The organism is Streptomyces sp. NPDC043427, assembly GCF_056436655.1.
The window spans coordinates 15461-40451 of record NZ_JBWKCC010000023.1 but is presented as its reverse complement, the minus strand read 5'-3'; the positions used below and the strand labels follow the sequence as shown (position 1 = coordinate 40451).

Sequence of the window (24991 nt, the reverse complement as noted above, 5' to 3'; positions counted from 1 at the left end):
GGCCCTACGCCGAGCGCGGGCGACGTGTCGAACACGGTCAACGTGTGGCCGTCAGACCTTCCGGCCGCACCGAAGAGATCTCTTTGCGGGAGGAGATACCCAATTTCGCGAACACCTTGCGCAAATGCCAATCGACCGTATGAGGGCTGAGGAACAGTCGGGCGCCGATCTCCGGGTTGGTGAAACCCTCCTTGGCAAGCCGCGCGATCTCGACTTCTTTTGGCGTGAGGATCGCCGGCGCGACTGAGGCTCGTTTGCGCACCTTCGCTCCCGCAGCCTGGAGCTCACGTCGTGCGCGCTCCGCGAATGCCTCGGCACCCGCCTCGCTGAGCATCTCGTGCGCTTCGCTCAGCCTTTCACGAGCGTCCGCTGGTCGGCCTTCACTTCGCAGCCACTCACCGTACCTGAGTCGGGCGCGGGCGCTGTCCATCCGGGCCTGCGTCCTGTCGAGCAGCTCGATGGCTTCTCGGTGCAGATCCTCGGCTGCCCTTCCGTCGCTCACCAGGGCACGGGTAGCGGCCGAAATACCGAGTGCCCAGGTGGTTTTGCTGGCCTGGGCCATCTCTTCGATCATCCGCGCGGCTTCGGCCGCCCTGGTTGTTCGCCCCAACCGTACGGCGGCTTCGACGAATTCCACCCTGGACTGGAGGGACAAGCCGAGTTCCTGCGGGTTCTCGCATCCACGTTCTGCGCACGCGTAGGCCTCTTCGTATCGCCCAAGGCCGTTGTAGAGCACCGCCAAGGCCCATTGCGTGGCTGTCGTCACCTTCCCCTCGTCCTGCAGGAGACGGTCTTGCGTGAGCGCTTCGATCGCCTGATGGGTCGTGGACTCCCGCCCCTTGAAAGGTTCCAGAACCAGTGCGCCGTAGTGCGCGAAGAAAGTGCTGCCCGTCGCCTCACCGATCGCGTTCGCCTCAGCGACAAGGGAATCGGCGCCCCGCAGGTTGCCGGCGAATGCCCGATTCGACAGACGGAGCAGGAGGGATGACGGCAGAAAAGCGAGGGCTCCTGTGTCGCGGCCCATGTCGACCAGCCGGGCGGAGAGCTCTGACCAGGCGTCGAAGTCCCACGTCGTGTGTGCCATACGGCACACGAGCGGGAGCCACCCAAGACCGTCCTCCGGCGCGACCTCCTCCGTGCGGAAGGCGGCCACGGCCTCCATGAGAACCGGCGCACCAGCGGCGTAACCTTCGGTGATCACCCGTGCGACACCCTGCAAGAGGAGATCCTCACGGGTCGCGGGGTGAGTCAAGGACGGTGCGCTCAGCACCGCTTCTGCAACGTCGCGGACGCCCCCCGCGGCCAGTCGGCCTGCGGTCAATGCCGCGTAGAGGGCGTCCCGGTAGGTCTCACGGGCGAGCTTGGCGTCGAATGACTGGAGCCGCTCGGCAGCTTTGAGCAGCAGCGGTAGTCCGGCACTGGCACTCTGGGAGACAGACATGATCTGCCCGCGGAGCAGCATGGCTTGCGCGGACCTGACGTCGTCGAGGCGGCTCAGTTCCGCCGCGTCGACCAGCTCCCGCGCAACGTCGAAAGCGCCTGCTCGATACTTGGCCTGCGCCGCAGCCAACGCCCGGGGCCCCCAGCGTGCGGGGTCCGAGGTCAGTTCGGTGGCTCGCTGGAGGAAGGCTGCCGCCGTGGCGATTCCGCCGCGCAGTTGCGCGCGCCCGGCCGATCTCTCCAATTCGGCGGCCACGGCTTCGTCCGGCCCCGTCGTCGCGCTCGCCAGGTGCCAGACACGGCGTTCCGGATCGAATTGCGCGTCGATCGAGTCCGCCAGGGCCTTGTGGACCCGTCGCCGTTGTTCGAAGTCGGCGGCGCGATACGCCGCAGACCGAACCAACGGGTGGCGGAAGCGAACCCACGTACCGAATGAGATGAGTCCGGACGTTTCGGCGCTGGCCTCGGCAGTGCTCACAGCGATTCCGAGACGTTCAGCAGCCCGCCGCAGCAAGGACACATCACCGACCGGCTCTGCAGCGGCGATGAGCAGCAGTTGTTGCGTTTCCGCCGGGAGCGACTGGACGCGACGAAGGAAACCGTCCTCGATCTGGCTGGACAGTGGGCGGCGTTCGAGCCCGGCGAGCCCTCCTGCCAATTCGACTGCGGTCAGGCTCCTCGGCAGCTCCAGAAGTGCCAGCGGGTTGCCGTGCGCCTCGGCCACGATGCGGTCCCGCACCCGCCGGTCGAGCGGACCGGTGATCACCGATTCGAGGAGCCTGCGGGAATCACTGTCGCTCAACCCGCGCACGTGCAGCTCTCGCATGTCGGTGAAAGCCTCGCGAGGGCCGGACTCGCGGACGGCGAAAACGAGCAGAACCGATTCGGCAAGCAGCCGACGAGCGACGAACTCCAGCGTCTGGGCCGACACGCGGTCCAGCCATTGCGCGTCATCCACGAGACAGACGAGCGGCTCGTCACCGGCAGCGCCGGCAAGCAGACTGAGAGTGGCCAACCCCACCAGAAAACGATCAGGCGCGTCACCGGCCCGCATCCCGAAAGCCGCGCGCAGCGCGTTCTGCTGCGGTTCGGGAAGATCATCGAGGTGGGACAGCAGCGGAGCGCAGAGTTGGTGCAGTCCAGCGTAGGAGAGCTCCATTTCGGACTGGACGCCGGCCGCCCGGACGACGCGGCAACCGACGGCACGCTCGATCAGGTAGTTCAGCAGCTCGGTCTTCCCGACGCCTGCCTCACCACGCACCACCAGGACCCCGCTCTGCCCGGCCCTGGCTTCTGCCAAGAGGTGGTCGAGAAATCGGCACTCGTTCCGGCGCCCGACGAGCCCGGCCCGCGCTCCGTCTCTCCCCATGGCAGCCTCCCGGCTGTCACCATACCCTCGGCCTCGTGTACGCGCTGTCTCAAAATCTATCCCTACTCACACGACAGGACCACGAGTGTTCGCGAGCCGTATCCATCAGCTCTGGCCTGCGGTCGCCTCCATCGATCAGCTCGCCCTCCCCACGATCAGGGTGGTTCCGAGCCGCGGCCGACGGGAGGCCGGTGGTCGACCACCGCCCCCTGCGTCTCCTCGAGCAGAAGAGCCGAAACCAGAACTGGTCAGCCGCGAGTGGACCTCGGCAGCAGGACACCATCGACGTACAGGTCGACGTGCTCGTTGTAGAACGCAGTCAGCCCCGCGATGCGGTTGGCGTGAATGGTCGGAAAGTCGTAGCCCCAGGCGATGTCCTCATGGGAGGCCCTGTCGCTGTCGAAGGACCAGTAACTGCTCGTCGTCCCCTTGTAGGGACATCGGGTCACGGTGTCTGAATGCCGCAGTCGGGTCCAGTCGACGCAGTTGCGATCAAGGTAGTAACGGGTGGGGAGGCCCGTTTCGAACAGTTTCACACAATTGGGGGCATCCGCCAGCACCACACCATCCAGCTCCACCCGAACGCTGCTGGTGGAACGCAGGGCGTCCACACGGGAGTAGGGGCTCCTGGGATGAACGAAGACGGACTCGTCTTCCTCGAACCACGCGTCCAGGGCCTCCCACTCGAAGCGTACGGTGTCATGCAAGGGTCCCGGGGCGCCCTCGCCCCAGAGCCAGGCCGCGCCTGCGCGGACGTGAGGGCCTACCCGCAGAGTGTGTCGGTGCGCCGGTCCGGCACCGAGCTGTTCCGTGTGGTTGTCGTCTTGGAGCACGCCGTCCACAAGGTCCTCGAGCGGGATGCTGAACTGAGGGTAGGCCTGCCATTCCCACACGTACAGGGCACGGCGGGTGTCGAAGGCGACGTGGCCACCGATCGTGCCGCGGATACGGCGGGGCACGGGCTCGACGTGCCCGATCGGAACGATCAGGCTTGGATGCAGAACACTCTCGGTTGCCATGGTGATCACCTTGATTGATTCGCTGGCTGTGCGCCTTCCGGAGAAAGGGCCACACATCCACTCAGTTGATGCTCTGGGGTGGGCCTGGTGGTGCGTCACCAGGTTGTTGTCACATGGTGTCCCAGCTCGATGCAATCTGCTGAGTCACGTTTGCGGAGTCGAGGTCAGGCGGTGGGTCGCGGGGCGCGGAGGTGGGCGCGCTGCTTGAGTTCCTCTTCGTCGACGAGTTCGAGCATGGGCTTGCCCGGCGCGCACATCATGGTGACCACGAACTCGGTCGTCTCGTCCGCCAGGGCGTTGCCGTCCTGGTAATGGATCGCGTCACCGCCCGGCTCCCAGAACGTGCCGCCCGCCTCGACGACACGCTCCGGCTCCCCCTCCAGCTCGAAACGGACCGCACCCTTGGTGACATACCCGAACGCCGGACCGGAGTGACGATGCGGCGGAGTGCCCGGGTCCCCCGGCTCCCAGTGCACATGAATGGTCATGGCCGAGGCACCCTCGGGAACGGTGATCGGCGCGGCATCCTGAAGCAGCTTCGCCGCCCTGGTCCAACTCGGCCCGTCCTCGCCGCCATCCCCATGACCGTGCCCATGCCCGTGAGTTATCCGACACTGAGAAACACCCTCCAGTATGTCCACGAGCGGACGCCATGCCGTCCGCCCCAAGCGTGACCGCATAGTCCTCGCGACAACGGCTCGTATATCCAGACCGAGCGATGCCCAGATCTGTGACAGCGGAGCCGACGGGCTCCAGCCGATCGCGGGCTCGACGTCAGAACACGCGCATTGGCGTTGCGGTCAGAGCACCGCTTGGCTCTTCGGAGGTGGAAGGCGTCCGACGGCCAGTTCAATGTCACAACTGCGGGACGTGATTGGTCTTCACAAGTATGAGTCAAGCCTTGCAGTCGAAGACCGACATTGATGAGCCCGTCACCTTGATCAAGAACTACACAGTGCCAGCGGGGGAAGCCGAGTACTTCATCGACGTGTACCGGGAGAACGCCCGGATCATGTCGACCCAACCTGGTTTTCTTCGCTCCCGCCTGCACAGGGCGCTCGTCGACGCGCCGGAGGTGCGGTTCGTGCACATCGCCGAATGGAGTTCGGGCACCGCGCTCGACAGAGCCACCGCCAACCCCGAGTGGCTCGCCTCGCTACGGCGTATGTTCGACGATCCCGGTCTTCACATCACCTCAGAACCCGCCGGCTATCGCGTCGTGGTCGAACTTCAACCCTCCTGACTTCGGCCGCAGGGCGGTGAGTTGAGTTAGTCGTAACCATTCAAGGGTCGACGGGGCTCGGCCACCGCCAGCCGGCGCCCTTCCACGGCGTCGTCACGCACACGATGGTGTCTCGAGACCGGGCCGCCGCTCATCCCAGTGCGGGGACTTGTTCCTCGTCCGGTTGAGGGGCCGCGCCGTACGTGCTCCCCCGGAGATAGCGGAGCAGGTCTTCGTCGGTGTCCCCCGCGTCGAGTTCCCGCACGGCCTCCTCGACCGCCTGGTGGAGGAGCGGCGAACCCACCCTCAGTACGTCGTGTGCGACGGCGGTGAGTTCGGTTTCGACGCTCCGACGGTCGTGCAGCGAGGTGTGCGTGGTGATCAGGCCGCGGTCCCGCAGACGCGCCACGAGACGGCTGGTGGCGGACTGGCTCAGCCCTATCCCGTTGGCCAGGTCGTTGAGGTACAGCAAGCCCGTCCCCGCCCGCGTGCCCTCCCACAAGGCGCGAAGGGCGTAGAACTCGCTGACCCCCAGGCCCAGATGTTGATGAAGGTGTCGCTCGATCCGGGTCTCGATCCGGCGATGGACAAGGGTCAGTGTGTTCCACTGCGTGATCAACGTGGCATCGTCACTCACCGAGGATGGCCTCCATGCTGTCCGCAGCGCCCGACCGCTTCTGCCGGAACGACGTCCCAGCAGGAGGAAGCGGCGTTGAGCCGCCGCCGCTTGCCTGTACCGAGTAGACAGGCCAGCGGCCATCGTTGTGACAGCCATGTTCCCTACGCCGCTTGTCTGGCCGATGGGTGACCCGGACGAAGCGATCGAGGAGCCGGCGGCAGGCGGTGCACGTGGCCGTCGGGGGCGAGCAGTTGTATGAGGCCTCCCAGGTCACCGGTGCCGGCCGCGGTCCGGAAAGCGGCGACGAGGCGACGGTGCGACTCAGCAGGGACCGGTCGCTCGCGGCCGGATTCCAGGCGGACTTGCGCGCGGTGGACCATTACCCGTGCGTTCGGGGCGCTGATCCGAAGCAACCTCGCAAGATCGGCATAGGCGTAGTCGAAGCTCTTCCGCAGTAGGTAGGCGGCCAGACCGTCCGGCGTCAGCCTCGCCATGAGCAGGGCCAATGCCGCCTCGACGGTCGCGGCTTGCTCAGCGCGCAGCACGGGATCCTGGGCGGTCCGGTCGCCGAGGTCGGCCAGCTGCGACTCGGCCGGGATTTCGTGGCGGTGCCACGCGGACTGAATCACGTTGATCGCCAGACGAGTCGTTGCCGTGGTCAGGAACGCGGCCGGATTCTCGATCGACGGGCGGTGGGTGAGCTGCCAGCGCAGCCACACCTCCTGGACCACGTCCTCGGCTCCCGAGACGTCGCCGAGGATTTGGTAGGCGATGCGGAACAGCCGTGTCCGCTGGGCGAGAAAGTCGTCGAGGGCAAGGTCCAGGTCGTCGTCCTCGGCTGACTGGGCGACAGGCGGTTCGGCGAGCGTCGTCGCCTCCGTGCTGGGCGCGGACATCGAGGACTCCTCTTCGTGGGCGGCGCCCATCCAGGGCATTGGTTCCACCCTCGGTCCGCAGCACTGCTCACCGCGCCCTTGGTGCCCGTGGTCGAGTCCGTAGGGACCCCATGGGGTCCCCTGGGGAAACCGGAGGACCCGGGACAACCCCGGGGCCCGCGACCTCAGCCGGTTTGCGCCGCGCTCACGTCTGTCGTGTCCCTGGCCGGGGCGCTCGCGAGGGCAGCCGACAGCGCGCGTCGTGAGTTGATCCCGAGCTTCGTGTACACCTTCCGCAGGTGCCACTCCACGGTGTGTGGGCTGATGAACAGCTCCGCGCCGATCTTCGCGTTCGTCATGCCGCGGGCGGCGAGAGTCGCGATCTGCGACTCCTGTGGGGTCAGGGCGCTCGCCGGCTTTGTTTCCCGCGCCCGGACGTGCTCGCCGGTGGCGATCAGCTCGCGGCGGGCCCGCTCGGCGAACGCGTTCGCCCGCATTCCGTCGAACATCTCGTGCGCCGTGCGAAGGTGCTCTCGGGCCAGCGAACGGCGGCGTGTCCGGCGCAGCCACTCGCCGTACAGCAGGTGGGTGCGTGCCAACTCCACCTTGACGGCCACGCGGTCGCGGCCGAGCTCCTCGATCGCGATCCGGTACAGACCATCGGCCTCGTCCCCGTCGGTTAGGAGAGCATGGCTGCGTGCGGTGACGCCACGGGCCCAGCCGGTATCGGCGACGCGGGTGAGTTCGACCAGCCGGGCAAGCGAGGCACGGGCCTGGCCGAGCTCGCCGCACCGGGTCGCGGCCTCGACGTGTTCGACCAGCGACAGGCCGGTGAAGTTGAACCCGTCGTGGTCGATGCCCGAGCGAGCGGCCACCAGAGCCTGGTCGTAGCGCGCCAGGCCGTTGAACAGCACGCCTTGGACGTAGCCCGAGACGCCCAGGAGGCCCACCTCGCCGTGCAGTGAGGCGGTCGCCTTGGCGTCTTCGATGAGGCTGATGGCAGCGTCCTCGTCGCCTCGCCACCCAGACAGAACAAGCGTCGCGTATTTGTGCGGGGCGTGGCCCGTCGCGGCGGCGAGCGCGTCGGCTTCGTCCATCATCCGGGCCGCCTCGGCGAAGTCGCCGGTGTGGATGTGCACCCCGCCTGCGTAGACCAGTGCCGGTGGCAGCGCGCCGAGCGCTCCGATGTCACGAGCCAGGCGCACCGCACGAGTCGCGAGCATGTCCCACGCGGTCAGGTCCCAGGCGTGGTGAATGAACGCCTCCAGTGCGACCGGGGCCAGGAGAAGCCAACGCATCGTCGCCTCCCGGGTGCCGACGTCCTCGTGTACAAGAGGTTCCAGCGCGCGGCGCAGCGCCGCTCCACCGGTCTCGTAATCGCCTGTGAGGAGCGTGGCTACACCGTCCAGGAGCAGGTCGGCGGCCTCGGAGCCCGAGGAGGGTGCCCCGGACCCGCGGGCCGCGATCGCCGCGGCGCGGGCGCCCGTCGGACCGTGGAGCCTGCCTGCGAAGATGGTCGCGCTGATCGCCTCGAGGTAGGTCTCCCGTGCCAGTGGCGAGTCGGCGGCAGCAAACTGTGCGGCGGCGTCACGGAGCAGAGGTGCCGCCTCGTCGCTGCGGTGGCGGGCGAAGAGGATCCTGGCACGCAGGCGCGCCAGGCGGGCGCGGTCCAAGGGGCTGAGGGGACACATTTCGGCCAGCGTCGCCAGTTCCGTGGCGCGGTCGGGCGCGGCGGCCGAGAAGTACGCCTCGGCGGCCGCGAGGGCTCGGCGCCCCCGCTGCCAGGGGTCCGGCGTCACCTCGGCCGCGCGCTCCAGAAGTACCGCCTCGGCGGCCATGCCGCCGCGCTGACGCGCTCGGCCGGCGGCCTGCTCCAGCCCCGCGGCGACCTCCTCGTCCGGCCCGTCGGCGGCCTGCGCGGCATGCCAGGCACGTCGGTCGGGGTCCAGGACCGGGTCCGTGGCCTCGGCCAGCGCCCGGTGCACCGCCCGGCGTTCCTCGGGCTCGGCTCCGTGGTAGACCGCCGAACGGACCAGGGGGTGCCGAAACCGGACGGACTCACCGAACTCGATCAGGCCGGCCGCCTTGGCCGGTCCGGCATAGGGAGTGATCTTGAGAGAGGCGGCGGCGCGGACCAGCAGGCGCGCGTCACCCACCGGTTCCGCCGCGGCGATCAGGAGCAGTGTCCGGGTCTCCGGGGGCAGCGAAACGAGTCGGCTGGCGAAGTCGCGTTCGACCCGGCTCACGACCGGCCCCTGGACACTCGGAGAACTCGATGAGTCCAGGCCGTAGGCCAGCTCCGCAGCGCTGCGACCGCGGGAGAATTCGAGCAGCGCGAGCGGGTTGCCGTGCATCTCGGCCACGAACCGGTCGCGGATCCGCTTCTCCAGCCGTCCACCGACGGCGGCTTCCAGGAGCTCTCCGGCCGCGGCGCTGTCGAGACCGGCGAGCCGTAGCGCCGGCAGACCACTGAGTGCGGCCTGCCCCTCGGGGTCCCGTACCGCGAAGGCCATCGCGACCGCCTCGGCGAGCAGTCGCCGGGCCACGAACTCCAGGGTCTGCAGGGACACTTGGTCCAGCCACTGAGCGTCGTCGACCAGGACGAGCACCGGTCGGGTCTCCGAGGCCCGGGTGAGCAGGGTAAGCACGGCGAGGCCGACCAGGAAGCGGTCGGGCGGGTCGCCGGCCGCCATCCCGAACGCTACGCGGAGGGCGTCTCGCTGGGGCCCCGGTAGCTCTTCGAGCTCGTCCAGGAACGGCGCACACAGCTGATGCAGGCTCGCGTACGGCAGTTCCATGTCGGCCTCGATGCCGCGCGCCCAGGTCACCTTCACCCGTGACGCCTGCGCGGCCACGTACTCGAGGAGCACCGACTTTCCGATGCCGGCTTCGCCGCGGACCACGAGGACTCGGGAGCCACCTTCGCGCAGGCCGACCAGCAGGTCGTCGAGCGCCGCACACTCCCGATGCCGGCCGACCAGGTCGGGAAGGGGGCTGGCGATCATGCGACGCGGCTCCTTCGAGGAATCCGAGGGGGGAGTCATACACAACGTTTGTTCGGAACGAGCCTTGCAACGATACCTGAGGGGGTTCCCGCCGCGTGTGTCGGGTTGCTGTGATTGACTCCACGTCAAGAAATTCCCCTGATGCTGTCACACACGGTGCCACTATCCGGTCGACCACTGCCCATGATGTCGTCTGTCCGCTGTCGCAGGAGGTCCCATGTCTTCGCTCGGTCACCAGCTCGCCACGTCCGTCCTCGTGGTGGGGGCGGGCAAGTCAGGGCTCCGAGCGGCCATCGAGGTCGCCGAGGCCGGTGTCGCGGTCATCGCGGTACTCAAGCGCCCGGCTGACGATATCCACACTGTTACTGGATTCAGTGGTTCCGAGGGAGTACCCGCGATCCCCAGTGCCAGCCCCGGGCGCAGTGACGCGTGCGAGCGGCATGCGGCCGACACGTTGCGTGAGGGCCACCTGTTGGCCGACCCGCGCACCGCCCAGGTCGTGGCCCACTACGCCGCTCAGGGATTCCATGACATGGGGCGCTACGGCATGCGTTTCGACCGCCAGGGCGACGGCGGGCCCGCCCGGCGTCAGCTTGGCGACGGCATGTACCGCCACGCCGCGTTCACCGGCGAGTACACCGGCCTGGAGGTGCAGCGAGCGCTCCGCGACCGCGCCAAGCAGCTCGCCATTCCCGTTTTGCCTGGCGTGTACGTCACCCGGCTGCTGGTCGACGACGGGATGGTGTTCGGTGCCTACGGATTCGACGTCGTCGATGGCTCGCGCTACCTCGTGCACGCCGATGCCGTGATCCTCGCGACCGGAGGGCACACGCGCGTCTGGCGGCGTACGTCCTCGCGTCGCAACGAGAACACCGGCGACTCCTTCCGCCTCGCCGTCGAAGCCGGTGCCCGGTTGCGCGACCCGGAGCTGGTGCAGTTCCACCCCGCCGGGCTGATCACGCCGGAGAACGCGGCCGGCATGCTCGTCAGCGAGGCGGCACGCGGCGAGGGCGGTGTCCTGCTCAACAACCTCGGTGAGCGGTTCATGACGCGCTACGACGCCGAGCGCATGGAGCTTTCCAGCCGGGACAGGGTCGCGCTGGCGTCCTATACCGAGATCAGGGAGGGACGCGGCACCCAGGCCGGCGGCGTCTGGCTCGACCTGTCCCACCTGCCGCGCGAGACGGTCCTGACACGGCTGCCGCGGGTGCACCAGACCCTGTTGGACCTGCAGATGCTCGACATCACCCGCGACCCGATCGAGGTCGCGCCGACCGCCCAGTACTCCTTGGGCGGCGTCTGGGTCCGGCCCGAGGACCACAGCACGGATGTCGACGGGCTCTTTGTGATCGGAGAGGCGGCGAGCGGTCCGCATGGCGCGAACCGGTTGGAGGAGAACTCGCTGATCGAACTACTCGTCTACGGCCGGATCGCCGGCCGGGCCGCCGCGGAGTACTCGGCCGGGCTTACCAGCCAGCAGCGGTCGCCGGCAGCGATTCGCGCCGCGGAGGCGGACGTGAGCCGACTTCTGGCCGCCGACGGCGACCAGGGCGTCCGCGCGTTGCAACGGTCGGTGCGCCACCTGATGACGGAGCGCGCCGGTGTCGTGCGGGACGCGGCCGGGCTCACCGCCGGACTCGCCGGACTCGACGAGATCGAGGCCCGCATGGCGGACGTGGGTGTGCACGTCGACGTCGGCGGCTTCCAGGACCTCGCGTACGCCTATGACCTCAGGTCCACCGTTCTCGCCGCTCGCGCGACACTGGAGTGCGCCCTGGAACGGCGGGAGACGCGGGGCTGTCACCACCGGTCCGACTACCCCGATGCCGACCCGGACCTGAAGGTCAACATGGTGTGGTCCCCGACGACCGGGGTGCGCCGCGAACCCGTCCCGCCCATCCCCACTCACATCGCCGAGCTGATGTACGACGTCTCGGCCGATGCCGAGTTGCTCGAATAGGAGCCGGTCATGAGGGCCGCCGCCATCGGGGATGTCGTCGAGTTCACTGGTGCCGACGTGCACCAGGTGCCGGGCCGGTCACGTCCGCAGCGGCATACGACCGGGCCGGTGGCGCGGCCCATATGTATCGGGCGGAGCAGGCCGTAGCGGGCAAGGCGCGCAGAGTGGAGGGCACCAGGTGCAGCATGTGCGTCACGTGCGCGATGCGGGCCGGTCCTCACCGGCACCACATTTTCGCCGTACCTACGACAGCACCGCCGTCGCCAGGTTCGGCGACGGCGGTGCTGTCGTAGGCGGTTGGCGCGTCAGCATCATGCTGTGCCGCTGGACATCGCCTCCGGCGCAACCCGCAATCCGGGGTGGCCGCGAACGGCACGCGGCGCTCGACGTGCAGGGATTCCTGCCGCATCGAGCTCTCCTCCCCGGACGGGGGCTCGGGGAGGAGAGCGCTGAGTCAGGCGGTGGGTCGCGGGGCGCGGAGGTGGGCGCGCTGCTTGAGTTCCTCTTCGTCGACGAGTTCGAGCATGGGCTTGCCCGGCGCGCACATCATGGTGACCACGAACTCGGTCGTCTCGTCCGCCAGGGCGTTGCCGTCCTGGTAATGGATCGCGTCACCGCCCGGCTCCCAGAACGTGCCGCCCGCCTCGACGACACGCTCCGGCTCCCCCTCCAGCTCGAAACGGACCGCACCCTTGGTGACGTACCCGAACGCCGGACCGGAGTGACGATGCGGCGGAGTGCCCGGGTCCCCCGGCTCCCAGTGCACATGAATGGTCATGGCCGAGGCACCCTCGGGAACGGTGATCGGCGCGGCGTCCTGAAGCAGCTTCGCCGCCCTGGTCCAACTCGGCCCGTCCTCGCCGCCGTCCCCATGACCGTGCCCATGCCCGTGATGCGCATTCTCTGACATTGTTTCGCACCTTCCATGATGTCCACCACGTCGTGGGCTGTGAAGTAGCCGAAGACATGGTTGTGAAAGTTGGTGGCTCATCCCGTTGTTCCATATGACCGGGGACGCGGCAGATCTGTGACAGCGGGGAACGGGGCCGAAGTCACGGCTTCCCGGGACCCGGTGATGTCACAGAACGGACGTCTGCCCTGTCTTAACCAACGGTCGGTCGGCGATGCACTTTTCCGCTGGCAGTGGCATTCGACGGTTCTGACCAGCCGGTGACGCGAGTGGGCAGCATCGGCATCACGCCCATCACCCCTGCACCCGAAATGGGAAACCCGTGAACAGCGAAGAAGTGTCGCATGTCAGCCAGGCAACGGCAGCACGGATCGAAACGCTCGACAGCCTTCGCGAGCACCTTCAATGGGCGATCGAACTGGAACACGCCACCCTGCCGCCCTATCTCTGTGCGCTCTACTCTCTCGACCCGCAGCGCAACCCGGACGCTGCTCAAGCAATCGGCAGCGTCTTCGTCGAGGAGATGATCCACCTGGCACTGGCGGCGAACCTGCTCAACGCGGTCGGCGGGGAGCCTCGGCTGGATCCGGCAACGCTGCTGCAGCGTCATCCTCGCCCTCTCCCCCATGGCGACCGTTCCCTGCGGTTGTCGCTCGTTCCGTTCGGGACGGAGGCACTCGAGATGTTCCTCCGTCTGGAACAGCCGGCGGCGCCCAGCGCTCCGCCGGAAGGTGACGACTACGAGACGATCGGTCAGTTCTATGACGCGATCGAAGAAGGGCTGCGTCACCTGTGCGCTGAACTCGGGGAGACGGAAGTCTTCTGCGGTGACGGGGCGCGCCAGGTGACGGCTGGTCCCTTCGCCCATACCGGCGGCACCTTGACCGCGGTCACGGACCTCGCTTCGGCGCTCGCGGCTCTGGAGGAAATCGTCGAACAAGGTGAGGGGACGGCACGTGGCGAGGTCTGGGACGGCGACCGGGACATCTTCCATCCCGACCGCGATGAGGTTTCTCATTACTACCGGTTCCAGGAACTGAAGCTCGGACGCCGCTATCTGCGCGGTGACACACCGCAGTCCGGACCCACGGGTGAGGCCGTCGTGATCGACTCGGACGGCGTCCTGCCGATGCGCCCCAACCCCCTGCTGGCAGACCATCCCCTGGGCAGCCCCATCCGGAAAGCGCAGGAGAAGTTCAACCGGACGTACTGCCAACTGCTCCAGCAGCTCGAACAGGCTTTCAACGGCAGTCCGCAGCTGCTCGGAGCCGCAACGGGCACGATGTACGCACTCAAGGCGGAGGCGCAGAATCTAATGACGATGCCCGATGGAGACGACACGACGGCCGGCCCGACATTCGAGTACGTCGAAACCCAGTCCTGAGACTGAGAGATCTGACTGCTGCCGCGTTCCGGGAGTAGGCGAACCGCATCCGACTGAGCGCCTGCTCCCGACTCCGTAACGGCCGCAGGGCTCGCCGGGCGTCTCGGACATCACTCGGCCGCTTCACGATGCCGATCTGTTCCTGGTCATCTCGGCCACCCAGTTCCCCTGTGCGTACGGCAATGTGGTCGCCGCATCGCGGCGACGGTGTCGGTTCAGCCAGTCCCGTTGCGGTCCTGCCTGCGGGCCGCCGGCGACACGGCGGTCCGGCATGCCGGATGCTCGTTCACCGACCGGTCGCCATGGGCCGCGCCAAGCCCGCGAGATAGTCGTCGAACGTCAACGGGCCCTCGTCGTAGTCCCCGTGAGGCAGCAGACCCCCTCCCGACATGGCTTTGCCGACCTTGCCCGGGAGCGACACAGGAACGACGATCCGGTGCCGTCCCTGGGCGCGCACGATACGGCGCGCCATGTCCACCATGCCCAGTTGCTGGGGTCCGGCGATTTCCCGTGCCATTCCCGCCGGGTCCTGCGTCACGTGGTCGACGAGCCTTTTTGCGACATCTCGGGCGGCGACGGGGCGAGTCAGCATGTTCGGCATCAGGACCACCGGTGACCGGTTGTCCAGCAGCGGCTCAGGGAACTCGAAGAACTGGGTGGCGCGGAGCACTGTCCATGGCAGATCTCCGTCGCGGACCAGTTCCTCCTGCGCGCGTTTGCCCATGTAGTACCCGAAGTCCACCTCGTCGCTGCCGACGATCGACAGGGTGATCACATGCTTGACCCCCGTTCGCCGGGCGACGGAGAGCAGATTGCCGGTGGTCCGGGAGAAGAAGTCGACTGCGACCTTCGCTCTCGTCGTGACGACGTTCGCAACGTTGATCACCACGTCACAGCCGGACAACCGGTCCTGCAACCCGACACCGGTGGTCAGATCCACGCCCTGCGAGCGGGCGAGGGTCACTGGCTGATGTCCCGCCGCTCGCAGCTCGGCTACGACGAACTTCCCCACCAGGCCGGTTCCTCCGGCGACAGCGACCTGCATGCGCTTCCTCCTCGTACCTGTCGGTGGTTCCGACCACGGCCCTACAGACGCCCTATAGACAAGGCAGACGCTGATCCCGTGACAGGGCATGACTCGAGGCCGAGGTGCACCCGGCCGGTACGAACAGATGGCCGATCGCATGCGCGACCGGCCACCCGACAGTGCCGTCCTCAGAAAGCCGTCCGCTCAGGCGGTCGCCTGCGCCGCCTCGTTGATCAGGCGGGCGACATCACCGGGGTGCGAGACACTGACCGCGTGGGAGGCGTTGAGGCTCACGAACGTGGCCTTCGCACGCTCAGCCATGAAGATCTGCGCCTGCGGCGGAATGTTCCGGTCCTCGGTGGCCACGAGAACCCATGACGGAAGGTCCTTCCACGCAGGGGCCGAGGCGCCCTCCGCCAGCGCGGCATCGGTCACGGGACGTTGGGTGGCGGCCATGACCGCAGCCGTCTCGTCGGGGACGTCGGCGGCGAACTGGTGGTGGAACTTGCTCTGCTCGATATAGAGATCCGCGACCTGCCTGCCGTCGGGCAGCGTGACCGGCACGGGGCGCAGCGTCTCTCCGAGAGTGCTGCCGGGGAACTTGCCCGACAGGGTGACCGCGCTCTCGCCCTCGTCGGGCAGGAAGGCCGCGACGAAGACGAGCGCCTTGACGTTGTTCAGTCCCGTCGCGGCGTTGCTGATGACCGACCCGCCGTAGGAGTGGCCGACGAGGACGACCGGGCCGTCGATGGAGGCCACGAGTTGCCTGACGTGATCGGCGTCGACGGCCAGTCCACGCAGCGGGTTGCTGGCAGCCACCACCGGATAGTCGTGGGACTGGAGCCTTTCGACGACGCCGTTCCAGCTGGAGGAGTCCGCGAAGGCGCCGTGGACGAGGACGATGGTGGGTTTCAGTGCACTCACGAGAGTGGCCTTTCCTTTGCTGGCGCAGCATGTCCGGCACACCTGGGCTGCCGCGGGGGCGTCACCGCCCGATGGGTGTCAGTTGGTTCCCAGGGCCTTGCGCAGAACGTGGATGGCCTGCTCGATCGCCGCGCTCGAGGCCTGGGTTCCGCGGACCGTGTTCAGCATCATGAAGTCGTGCAGGCTGGCGTTGTAGCGGATGCTCGTGGTCGGCACGCCGGCCTGGACGAGCTTGCGGGCGTACGCTTCGCCCTCGTCACGCAGTACGTCGTTCTCGTCGACGATGACGAGCGCCGGCGGCAGACCCTGGAGGTCTTCCAGTGTGGCGCGCAGGGGCGACGCGGTGATCTGGGCGCGCTCGGCCGGGTCGGTGGTGTAGGCGTCCCAGAACCATTCCATGGCCTTCGCCGTCAGGTGCGGGCCATGGGCGAAGGTCTGGTAGCTCTCGGTGTCCTGGGCCGCATCGGTGACGGGGTAGTACAGCGACTGGTGCAGGAAGGTCACGTCACCGCGCTGCTTGGCCATGTGGGTGAGGGCCGCGGTCATGTTGCCGCCGACGGAGTCACCGGCGACGACGAGGCGGGACCCGTCGAGGGATTCCTCGCTCCCCTTCGTGGTGATCCACTGGGCGGTGGCGTAGGCCTGCTCGATGGCGACGGGGTACTTCGCCTCGGGTGAACGGTCGTATTCGACGAAGACCAGGGCCGCCTTGGCCCCCACCGCCAGTTCGCGCACCAGACGGTCGTGTGTACCGGCGTTGCCCAGAATCCAGCCGCCGCCGTGCACGTACAGGATCACGGGCAGGACACCGCTGCTGCCGACAGGCTTGACGATGCGCACCCTCACGTCACCCACACGGGCGGGGACGGTGATCCACTTCTCGTCCACGTCGAGCTTCTCGATGGGCTGGGACTGCACGTCATCGAGCAGCTTGCGGGCACCGTCGACACCGAGCTCGTACAGCAGCGGCGGTTTGGCGGCCGCGTCGGCGAACTCCTGCGCGGCGGGCTCGAGAATGATGTCACTCACAGTGTGCTCCTTCAGAGATGGTGGGGTTTCACAGGACGTCCACACCATCAGACCGGGCCAGGAGCCGATGTGTGACACACCAAGAAAAGGGACCAAGGTGGGTGAATCACGGTGCGGCTGTGCCGTGCTCGGGGGCGTCGTCGGCGAACGCTGTCACAAATCGAGGGCGGTCCCGGTCAGTGCGTTGTAACGGTCCCACACCCGAGGAGAACACGCCGTGGACGCACGTATCAACTACTTCGGCAACGCCCTTGCGGGCAAGGTCATGAGGCACCTGAACTCGGTCGCCAGTGTGGTGAACTCGGCGCTTCCGACAGCCACCGTGGAGCTGGTGAACCTCCGTGCCAGCCAGATCAACGGCTGCGGTTTCTGCACCGACATGCACACCAAGGACGCCCTCGCCGCGGGCGAGGACCAGCAGCGTCTGAACCTCGTGGCCGCGTGGCGTGAGGCCACCGTCTTCACCGACGCCGAGCGCGCGGCGCTGGAGCTGGCCGAGCAGGGCACCCGCACCGCGGACGCCGCGAACGGTGTGTCGGACGAGGCATGGGCGAACGCCGCGAAGCACTACGACGAGGACCAGCTCGCCGCGCTGATCTCTCTGATCGCCGTCATCAACGCCTACAACCGCATCAACATCATCAACCAGCAGCCCGCGGGCGGTTACAAGCCCGGCATGTTCGGCTGAGACGTCCGCTCGGGGCACACCGGGCACCCGCCCCCCGTCTCCTGGTCGTCCTGGCCTCGACCAGGAGACGGACGGCGCGCCGTCGCCACCCCACTCGTACCGGAATCCAGAGGCCTCTCATGCCAGATCGCCCCGCACTCGCCCCTCTGCGACGAGTCAGAACCGACGTGCTGGAAGTCGCCTACCACGAGACGGGTCCCACTGACGGCGACACTGTGCTGCTCCTGAACGGTTTCCCCTACGACGTGCACAGCTACGTCGACGTGGCCCCGCTACTCGCCAAGGACGGTTTCCGGGTCGTCGTCCCCTACCTGCGGGGACACGGGCCTACCGCGTTCCTGTCCGAAGTGTCCCCGCGTTCGGGTCAGCAGGCCGCCCTAGGAGCCGACGTCATCGCGCTCATGGACGCTCTGGGCGTCGAGTGGGCTTACGTGGCCGGATACGACTGGGGCGGACGGGCCGCCAACATCGCCGCGGCCCTGTGGCCCGAGCGGATCCTGGGTCTGGTCTCGGTCAACAGCTATCTCATCCAGGACATCGGTGCGGCGATGACCCCCGTGGCCCCCGAACTGGAGGCCGGGTTCTGGTACTTCTACTACTTCCTCACCGAGCGAGGCGAGGCCGGTCTGGCCGCCGACCCCACAGGTGTCGCCCGGGTCATCTGGAAGCGGAACTCCCCCCGGTGGCCGTTCGAGGAAGAAGATCTGGCGCGGGCCGCCGAGGCCTTCCGGAATCCCGACTACACCGACGTCGTCATCCATTCGTACCGGCACCGGCTCGGCTTCGCGCCGGGCGCAGAGGCGTACGTGGACCTCGAGAGGCGTCTCGCCGAGCTGCCCGCGATCACGGTTCCCACCGTCACCCTCGACGGCCTGGCCGACGGTAACTTCCCGGCGACGGACGGCTCGTCCAGCGCTCACCACTTCACCGGTCCCCGGTTGCACCGGCAGGTGCCGGACGCCGGTCACAATCTCCCGCAGGAACGCCCAGAGGCGTTCGCGGCCGCCGTGCGTGATGTGCGCGCCCTGCGGCAGGAACACGCCGGCCGCGACGGCTTCGCCGACTGACGCCGGGACGCGACATGACGTCATCTCCGTCTCCATCTTCGTCCTCCTCCTCGTCTGCGGACGACCGGGGTCCCCTCCGTGTCGGCAGTGCCCGCGGCCGGTGGACCCTGCTGGCCACCGTTCTGGGATCCAGCGTGGTCACGCTCGGCTCCACCGTGACCAACGTCGCGCTGCCGCGCATCGGCGCCGACTTCGACGCCGACCTCGGCGTTCTGCAGTGGATCGCCAACGCCTACATGCTCACTCTGGCGGCCCTGATCCTGCTGGGCGGCTCGCTGGGCGACCGTTTCGGACGGCGTCGCGTCTTCGTGGTGGGCATCGTGTGGTTCGCGGTGGCATCCCTGCTGTGCGGTCTGGCTCCCGACACCACCACGCTGATCACCGCGCGAGCGCTGCAGGGCGTCGGCGGGGCCCTGATCACCCCCGGCTCACTGGCGATCATCGAGGCCTCGTTCCATCCGGACGACCGGCCCCGGGCGATCGGCCTGTGGTCGGGATTCGGCGGAATCGGCGCGGCCCTCGGGCCGTTTGTGGGCGGTTGGCTGGTGGACGGTCCCGGCTGGCGCTGGACCTTCCTGCTCAGCGCTGTGCCGGCGCTTCTGTGCCTGCCCGTGGCGCTACGTCATGTCCCGGAGTCCGTGGGCACGCCCCGGCGGGACAGTCCCGCAGTCGGCGCCGGTGGCAGAGAGCGGCTCGGCTTCGACATCCCCGGCGCCGTGCTGGGCGCTGTGACGCTCGCCCTGGCCACCTACGCACTGACCGAGGCCCGGGACGGTGGACCGGTGGTCCTGGCCGCGGCTGTGGGAAGCGCCGTGGCGGCCTTCGCGTTCCTTGTGGTGGAGGGACGCAGCAACGACCCGATGATGCCGTTGTCGATCTTCTCGTCCCGGCAGTTCCGCTCCGTCAACCTGATCACGCTGTGCGTGTACGCGGGCACGGGCGGGTTCTTCTTCCTGACCGCCCTGCAGTTGCAGATCGTCGTCGGGTACTCGGCGTTGGCAGCCGGCGCGGCCATGCTGCCCAATACGGTGCTGATGGTGCTGTTCTCGTCCCACTCCGGCATGCTCGCCCAACGGCTGGGGCCGCGGATCCCCCTCACCGTCGGCCCGCTGGTGTGCGGGGCCGGCATGCTGATGATGCTGCGGGTCGGCCCCGGCACGTCCTACCTCCACGATGTCCTGCCCGCCCTGATGGTGATGGGCACCGGCATGGTCATCATGGTCGCCCCGCTGAGCGTCACCCTGCTGTCGTCGGTGGAGGCCGCGAACGCCGGGCTGGCGAGTGGCATCAACAACGCCGCGGCCCGCGCCTCCGGCCTGGTCTCCGTGGCAGCGCTGCCGCTGCTGGTGGGGATGGGGCCGGATGCCTACCGATCAGGCGCCGCCTTCGACACGTCGTTCAGCCGGGCCATGCCGCTGTGTGCGGGCCTGTTGGCCATCGGCGCGTTGGTGGCCTTCGGCACGTTGCGGCAGGCCGACACGGCCCCTCATCCGTTGCACGGGCGGGCGCACGGCTGGCTGATGGAGCCCCCGCTGGTGTCCCGGTTCGCCCATCACCACGTCGTCGACTGACGTCTCGTCCTGGGGCGCCCCGTGTCACATCGATGGGTGTTCATCGGTCTCACTGTTGAGAGGACCGCTGTTCAGCGGCCCGCGCCGGCGCCTCACCGCGTGTGCGTCGCAGGAAAGGAATCGCGACATGTCGTACCCGTATCCGGAGCAGAAGTACTGGGGAGAGGACGGCGAGGTCAGCGCCGTCTACCGGCCTGCCACCACACCGCCGGCCATCGGCGAGAGCGGAACCGGGAAGGACGCCACCCACTATCTGGCGACCACTGACACCACGCGGGGTGAGTTCGGCCTGTACCGGGTGGAGATGAGGCCGAGGGCGGGCGGACCCAAGAAGCACTTCCACAAGCGGATCTCGGAGTCGTTCTACATCCTGGACGGCACGGTGCGTGTGTTCGACGGCGTGCAATGGGTCGACGCGCGCAAGGGTGATTTCCTGCATGTACCCCAGGGCGGTCTGCACGCCTTCCGCAACGACTCCGACGCCCCGGCCGACATGCTGCTGCTGTTCACACCGGGCGCACCACGTGAGGAGTACTTCGAGCAGGTGTCGCAGCTGGCGCACGCCTCGGAGGAGGAGCGTGCCGCGTTCTTCGACAGGCACGACTCGTACTTCGTCGAGTAGCAGTGTGATCAGCGGCCTCGATCCCGAGCCTCTCACAGAGGTTCAGATGGGAGTCGTCGTGGCAGGTGCCGCCGGCCTCATCGCCGCGAGGACCTTCTCCGGGCTCCGCGACCACGGGGTGGGGATCGTGCAGGTCGCCGTGTCGCCGTATGCCGCTGTTCCGGGGTTCTTGCGTTCGTCGGCGTCGTGCCCGCTGAGCGGACGTCCTCCGGGCCGAGCACGACTTGGACCACCACAGGTTTGACCCAGTAGCTCAACGTACGTTGCCCCCACCAGGGCGGCGGCACCTGTCGCCGCCCGTGCCTGCCGGCCGGCCGTCTGTGCGACACCGACCCTTTCCGCAGCCGGCATTCCCCTCTTCTCCACGCCGCGACAGGAAGGCTGCCATGAGTGATCCGTCCCGGCCCACTGAGTCCTCTGCGATCAGTGAGCTCGACCAGATACCCGACCGTGACCGCGAGGAGACCGCCGAATGGCAGGCCTCCCTCGACGCTGTGGTGCGGAACGCCGGGCCGGAGCGGGCGGTGTACCTGATGCGACGGGTGCACGAGTTCGCGGCGCGGTCCGGGATGTCCCTGCCGGGGCTGCTGTCCTCGGACTACATCAACACCGTCCCGGCCTCAGCTCAGCCGGAGTTCGACGGGGACCTGGAGATGGAATCCAGGATCACCGCGCTCAACCGGTGGAACGCGGCGGCGATGGTCACCCGCGGTTCGCGTCTGGGACTGGGCGGCCACATCTCCACCTACGCGTCTGCGGCCTGGCTCTACGAGATCGGGTTCAACCACTTCTTCCGGGGCAAGGACGGTGACGGCTCGGGCGATCAGCTGTTCCTGCAGGGGCATGCCTCGCCGGGCATCTACGCCCGGGTCTTTCTCGAGGGGCGCCTGAGCACGGAGCAACTGAACGCTTTCCGCAGGGAGGCCGGCGGCCACGGCCTGCCGTCCTACCCGCACCCGCGCCGGCTGCCATGGCTGTGGGAGTTCCCGACGGTGTCGATGGGGCTGGGTCCGCTCGGCGCGATCTACCAGGCCCGGTTCAACCGCTACCTCCAGGCTCGCGGCATCAAGGACACCTCCGCCTCACGGGTGTGGGCGTTCCTGGGCGACGGGGAGATGGACGAGCCGGAGTCGATCACCGCTCTCACGCTGGCGTCCCGCGAGGGCCTGGACAATCTCACCTTCGTGGTCAACTGCAACCTGCAGCGCCTGGACGGGCCGGTCCGGTCGAATTCCAAGATCGTTCAGGAGTTGGAGGCCCGGTTCCGCGGCAGCGGCTGGAACGTGGTCAAGACTCTGTGGGGCGAAGCCTGGGACCCGCTGTTGAACCAGGACACCACCGGCGACCTGGTGCGGCGCCTGGGCGAGGTGCCCGACGCGCAGATGCAGACGCTCGCCGCGCGGGACGCCGCCTACATCCGCAAGAACTTCTTCACCGGCGATGCCCTGTCCGCCATCTCCGCCTCTCTGAGCGACGCCCAGGTCGTCGAGCTGTTCGAGAACTCCCGCGGCGGCCACGAGCCGTTGAAGGTGTACGCCGCCTACCGGGCCGCCGTGGAGCACCGGGGCGGGCCGACGGTGGTCCTCGCCCAGACGGTCAAGGGCCACACGCTCGGCTCGGCTTTCGAGTCCCGCAACGCCAACCACCAGATGAAGAAGCTCACGATGGAGCAGTTCCGCGAGATGCGCGACCTGCTGGAGCTTCCCATCCCCGACAGTGCGCTCGCCGGTGAGCAGGTCCCGTTCTGGCACCCCGGCAAGGACGCGCCGGAGGTGCGGTACCTGCACGAGCGGCGGGCGGCGCTGGGCGGCCCCCTCCCCGTTCGCCGGGTGATCGCCAAACCGCTGCCGGAGCCGGCCGCCAAGCCCTTCGAGGCGCTGGAGAAGGGCTTCGGCCATCAGGAGGTCGCTACCACGATGGCGCTGGTCCGCCTGGTCAAGGACCTGATGCGGGATCAGCGGACCGGGGCGCGCTGGGTGCCGATCATCCCCGACGAGGCCCGTACGTTCGGCATGGAGTCGATGTTCCCCACAGCGGGGATCTACTCACCGCTGGGCCAGAACTACGACCCGGTCGACGCCGACCAACTGCTCTACTACAAGGAGAGCAAGACCGGGCAGCTGATCATCGAGGGCATCACCGAAGCGGGTTCCGTGGCCGAGTTCGCCGCCGCGGCGACCTCGTACGCCACGCACGGTGAGCCGATGATCCCGTTCTACATCTTCTACGCGATGTTCGGGTTCCAGCGCACCGGCGACCAGTTCTGGGCGCTCGGTGACCAGATGGGCCGCGGCTTCGTCGTCGGCGGTACCGCCGGACGCACCACCATGACCGGCGAGGGGCTGCAACACGGCGACGGGCACTCGCACTTGCTGGCCTCCACCAACCCGGCGGTGATCGGTTACGACCCGGCGTTCGCCTTCGAGATCGCGGTGATCGTCCGGGACGGTCTGCGCCGGATGTACGGCGAGCAGCCGGAGAACGTCTTCTACTACCTGACCGTGTACAACGAGCCCAAGCACCAGCCGGCCATGCCGGCGGTACCGGGTATCGAGGAGGGCATCGTCCGGGGCATCTACCGGTTCCGGCCCGCCGAGCCCACCGCGACCGGCCCCCGGCTCCAACTGCTGTCCTCCGGTACTGCCATCCACTGGGCACTCCGAGCCCAGGAACTCCTCGCCTCCGACTGGAACGTACAGGCCGACGTGTGGTCGGTGACGTCCTGGACCGAGTTGCGCCGCGACGCGATGAACGCCGACGCCGCCCGCATGCGCGGCGAGGAGCGCACCCCGTACGTCACCCGGGCGCTGGCCGGTGCGCCGGGCCCGGTGCTGGCCGTCAGCGACTGGATGCGGCAGGTGCCCGACCAGATCAGCCAGTGGGTCGAGCAGGACTACTACTCCCTGGGCACCGACGGTTTCGGTCTCTCCGACACCCGTGCGGACGTGCGCCGCCACTTCCAGGTGGACGCCGAGTCCATCGTGGTGACGGCGCTGTACCGGCTGGCCAGGACCCGGCAGGTCACCCCGGAGACCGTCGCGCAGGCCCGCGCGCGCTACGGCCTCGACCAGTGAACGGCGAGGTGCCGCAACCCGGGCCTGCGTGACACGACGCGCCGCACATGATGCGCCCGGTGCCATGTCACACATACCTCCCCCGTCCTGTCACTACTGGTACGGAAACCCCAATAATCGAGGAGGAACCATCATGAAGGTCGTAGTTGTCGGCGGAACCGGTCTCATCGGCTCCAAGGTGGTCGGCAAGCTCACCGAGCACGGCCACGAGGCGGTTCCGGCCGCGCCCAACACCGGGGTCAACACTCTGACGGGTGAGGGCCTGGCCGAGGTTCTGCAGGGCGCTCAGGTAGTGGTGGACGTGTCCAACTCCCCCTCGTTCGAGGACGACGCGGTCATGGAGTTCTTCCGCACCTCCACCACGAATCTGCTCAAGGCGGAGAAGGAGGCCGGTGTCACGCACCACGTCGCACTGTCCGTGGTGGGCACTGAGCGGCTCCAGGAGAGCGGTTACTTCCGCGCCAAGCAGGCGCAGGAGGAGCTGATCAGGGAGTCCGGAGTTCCGTTCTCCATCGTGCACGCCACCCAGTTCTTCGAGTTCATGAAGGGCATCGCGGACTCCGCCACTCAGGACGACAACACGGTGCACCTTGCCCCCATCGCGATCCAGCCCATCTACTCCGACGACGTCGCCGCCGCGGTCGGCCGCACTGCCGTCGGTGAGCCGGTGGGCGGTGTCGTCGAGGTCGCCGGACCTGACACGTTCCAGCTGGACGAGCTGATCCGTAAGGGCCTGGCCGCCAAGAACGACCCGCGCACGGTCGTCTCCGATCCCAAGGCCCCCTACTTCGGCGCCCAGTTGGAGGAGAAGACGCTGCTGCCCGGTCCGGACGCGCGCCTCGGCGAGACGCGATTCAGCGACTGGATCGCGCAGCAGGGGAAGTAGAACCGGAGAACGGCCAGGGATCGGGATCCGCTCCCGCGCGACTGGACCGCACGACGGCCGGTACCGAGACACTTGTCCGGTACCGGCCGTTGTGGTGTGCCCATCCAGGTCGGCAGGGTCCTCGCCGTCCCCGACCTGTGACGGGGCCCGCTCGCGAAGGGCCGGCGCCGGGCACACAGGGGATCGGGGGGGGGGGGGGGGGGGGGGGGGGGCGGGGGGGGGGGGGGGGGGGGGGGGGGGGGGTGTTCTGCATTGCCGGAAGAGGAGAGAAGAAAAAAAAAAAAAAGAGGGGGGGGGGAA

At 68.2% G+C, this 24991-nt stretch carries 19 protein-coding genes; 9 read left to right on the top strand and 10 right to left on the bottom strand.

Features of this window, described 5'->3' with window-relative positions; all coding sequences use genetic code 11:
- Window positions 1–37 precede the first annotated feature (37 nt).
- The 3 genes from AC067M_RS30410 to AC067M_RS30400 form a co-directional block, all read right to left on the bottom strand.
- Window positions 38–2809 carry a helix-turn-helix transcriptional regulator gene (locus AC067M_RS30410; RefSeq protein WP_478700240.1) on the bottom strand — a complete coding sequence of 924 codons (2772 nt, stop codon included), beginning with the start codon at window positions 2807–2809 and terminating at the stop codon, window positions 38–40.
- 248 nt (window positions 2810–3057) lie between these two features.
- On the bottom strand, window positions 3058–3828 hold the full coding sequence (locus AC067M_RS30405) for a DUF427 domain-containing protein (protein ID WP_478700239.1): 771 nt from the start codon (window positions 3826–3828) through the stop codon (window positions 3058–3060).
- Between the two features lie 164 nt (window positions 3829–3992).
- Complete coding sequence (locus AC067M_RS30400; protein ID WP_478700328.1) at window positions 3993–4436, bottom strand: cupin domain-containing protein; 444 nt, start codon at window positions 4434–4436, stop codon at window positions 3993–3995.
- A gap of 293 nt (window positions 4437–4729) precedes the next feature.
- Here AC067M_RS30400 and AC067M_RS30395 point away from each other — a divergent pair, with 293 nt between their 5' ends.
- The gene (locus AC067M_RS30395) at window positions 4730–5071 is read left to right on the top strand and encodes an antibiotic biosynthesis monooxygenase family protein (RefSeq protein ID WP_366881485.1); all 342 of its coding nucleotides are present in this window, start codon (window positions 4730–4732) and stop codon (window positions 5069–5071) included.
- Window positions 5072–5201: 130 nt separating this feature from the next.
- Here the strand turns inward: AC067M_RS30395 and AC067M_RS30390 are convergent, their stop codons facing one another.
- The 3 genes from AC067M_RS30390 to AC067M_RS30380 all read right to left on the bottom strand — a co-directional run bounded on the left by AC067M_RS30390 (window position 5202) and on the right by AC067M_RS30380 (window position 9549).
- Complete coding sequence (locus tag AC067M_RS30390) at window positions 5202–5687, bottom strand: MarR family winged helix-turn-helix transcriptional regulator (RefSeq protein WP_099938085.1); 486 nt, start codon at window positions 5685–5687, stop codon at window positions 5202–5204.
- A gap of 143 nt (window positions 5688–5830) precedes the next feature.
- Window positions 5831–6565 (bottom strand): sigma factor, encoded by a 735-nt coding sequence (locus AC067M_RS30385; protein ID WP_478700238.1) that lies wholly within the window; start codon window positions 6563–6565, stop codon window positions 5831–5833.
- A 164-nt stretch (window positions 6566–6729) separates the two neighbouring features.
- Window positions 6730–9549, bottom strand: coding sequence for a helix-turn-helix transcriptional regulator (locus tag AC067M_RS30380; protein ID WP_478700237.1), 2820 nt, complete (start codon window positions 9547–9549; stop codon window positions 6730–6732).
- 217 nt (window positions 9550–9766) lie between these two features.
- Here AC067M_RS30380 and AC067M_RS30375 point away from each other — a divergent pair, with 217 nt between their 5' ends.
- Complete coding sequence (locus AC067M_RS30375; RefSeq protein WP_478700236.1) at window positions 9767–11509, top strand: FAD-binding protein; 1743 nt, start codon at window positions 9767–9769, stop codon at window positions 11507–11509.
- A gap of 454 nt (window positions 11510–11963) precedes the next feature.
- On the opposite strand, the gene AC067M_RS30370 is transcribed toward AC067M_RS30375, so the two are convergent.
- Window positions 11964–12419, bottom strand: coding sequence for a cupin domain-containing protein (locus tag AC067M_RS30370; RefSeq protein WP_466072067.1), 456 nt, complete (start codon window positions 12417–12419; stop codon window positions 11964–11966).
- Between the two features lie 322 nt (window positions 12420–12741).
- On the opposite strand from AC067M_RS30370, the gene AC067M_RS30365 reads away from it, so the two are divergent.
- Window positions 12742–13803, top strand: a complete 1062-nt coding sequence (locus AC067M_RS30365) for a ferritin-like domain-containing protein (protein ID WP_356949737.1) — start codon at window positions 12742–12744, stop codon at window positions 13801–13803.
- A gap of 286 nt (window positions 13804–14089) precedes the next feature.
- On the opposite strand, the gene AC067M_RS30360 is transcribed toward AC067M_RS30365, so the two are convergent.
- The 3 genes from AC067M_RS30360 to AC067M_RS30350 form a co-directional block, all read right to left on the bottom strand.
- Complete coding sequence (locus AC067M_RS30360) at window positions 14090–14848, bottom strand: SDR family oxidoreductase (protein ID WP_478700235.1); 759 nt, start codon at window positions 14846–14848, stop codon at window positions 14090–14092.
- A gap of 186 nt (window positions 14849–15034) precedes the next feature.
- Complete coding sequence (locus AC067M_RS30355; protein ID WP_478700234.1) at window positions 15035–15754, bottom strand: alpha/beta fold hydrolase; 720 nt, start codon at window positions 15752–15754, stop codon at window positions 15035–15037.
- A gap of 78 nt (window positions 15755–15832) precedes the next feature.
- Window positions 15833–16783: an alpha/beta hydrolase gene (locus tag AC067M_RS30350; protein ID WP_307074964.1), complete on the bottom strand. Its 951-nt coding sequence runs from the start codon at window positions 16781–16783 to the stop codon at window positions 15833–15835.
- A 217-nt stretch (window positions 16784–17000) separates the two neighbouring features.
- On the opposite strand from AC067M_RS30350, the gene AC067M_RS30345 reads away from it, so the two are divergent.
- From AC067M_RS30345 to AC067M_RS30320, 6 genes are all read left to right on the top strand, one after another.
- Complete coding sequence (locus AC067M_RS30345; RefSeq protein WP_356949733.1) at window positions 17001–17471, top strand: carboxymuconolactone decarboxylase family protein; 471 nt, start codon at window positions 17001–17003, stop codon at window positions 17469–17471.
- A 167-nt stretch (window positions 17472–17638) separates the two neighbouring features.
- Entirely contained in the window at window positions 17639–18538 is a 900-nt protein-coding gene (locus AC067M_RS30340) for an alpha/beta fold hydrolase (protein ID WP_478700233.1), read from the top strand.
- A 14-nt stretch (window positions 18539–18552) separates the two neighbouring features.
- Window positions 18553–20109 carry an MFS transporter gene (locus AC067M_RS30335; protein WP_478700232.1) on the top strand — a complete coding sequence of 519 codons (1557 nt, stop codon included), beginning with the start codon at window positions 18553–18555 and terminating at the stop codon, window positions 20107–20109.
- A gap of 127 nt (window positions 20110–20236) precedes the next feature.
- Window positions 20237–20731, top strand: coding sequence for a cupin domain-containing protein (locus AC067M_RS30330; RefSeq protein ID WP_478700231.1), 495 nt, complete (start codon window positions 20237–20239; stop codon window positions 20729–20731).
- A gap of 386 nt (window positions 20732–21117) precedes the next feature.
- A complete protein-coding gene (gene aceE / locus AC067M_RS30325; RefSeq protein ID WP_478700230.1) occupies window positions 21118–23805 on the top strand; it encodes a pyruvate dehydrogenase (acetyl-transferring), homodimeric type in 2688 nt (895 codons plus the stop codon).
- Window positions 23806–23938: 133 nt separating this feature from the next.
- Window positions 23939–24691: an SDR family oxidoreductase gene (locus tag AC067M_RS30320; protein ID WP_478700229.1), complete on the top strand. Its 753-nt coding sequence runs from the start codon at window positions 23939–23941 to the stop codon at window positions 24689–24691.
- The last annotated feature ends 300 nt before the right edge of the window (window positions 24692–24991 follow it).

What these genes read in the sequence shown, in the direction of transcription:
- AC067M_RS30410 (WP_478700240.1), bottom strand. Translation starts at nt 2,809, where the DNA reads ATGGGGAGAGACGGAGCGCGGGCCGGGCTCGTCGGGCGCCGGAACGAG.
- AC067M_RS30405 (WP_478700239.1), bottom strand. Translation starts at nt 3,828, where the DNA reads ATGGCAACCGAGAGTGTTCTGCATCCAAGCCTGATCGTTCCGATCGGG.
- AC067M_RS30385 (WP_478700238.1), bottom strand. Translation starts at nt 6,565, where the DNA reads ATGTCCGCGCCCAGCACGGAGGCGACGACGCTCGCCGAACCGCCTGTC.
- AC067M_RS30380 (WP_478700237.1), bottom strand. Translation starts at nt 9,549, where the DNA reads ATGATCGCCAGCCCCCTTCCCGACCTGGTCGGCCGGCATCGGGAGTGT.
- AC067M_RS30375 (WP_478700236.1), top strand. Translation starts at nt 9,767, where the DNA reads ATGTCTTCGCTCGGTCACCAGCTCGCCACGTCCGTCCTCGTGGTGGGG.
- AC067M_RS30370 (WP_466072067.1), bottom strand. Translation starts at nt 12,419, where the DNA reads ATGTCAGAGAATGCGCATCACGGGCATGGGCACGGTCATGGGGACGGC.
- AC067M_RS30360 (WP_478700235.1), bottom strand. Translation starts at nt 14,848, where the DNA reads ATGCAGGTCGCTGTCGCCGGAGGAACCGGCCTGGTGGGGAAGTTCGTC.
- AC067M_RS30335 (WP_478700232.1), top strand. Translation starts at nt 18,553, where the DNA reads ATGACGTCATCTCCGTCTCCATCTTCGTCCTCCTCCTCGTCTGCGGAC.
- AC067M_RS30330 (WP_478700231.1), top strand. Translation starts at nt 20,237, where the DNA reads ATGTCGTACCCGTATCCGGAGCAGAAGTACTGGGGAGAGGACGGCGAG.
- aceE (WP_478700230.1), top strand. Translation starts at nt 21,118, where the DNA reads ATGAGTGATCCGTCCCGGCCCACTGAGTCCTCTGCGATCAGTGAGCTC.
- AC067M_RS30320 (WP_478700229.1), top strand. Translation starts at nt 23,939, where the DNA reads ATGAAGGTCGTAGTTGTCGGCGGAACCGGTCTCATCGGCTCCAAGGTG.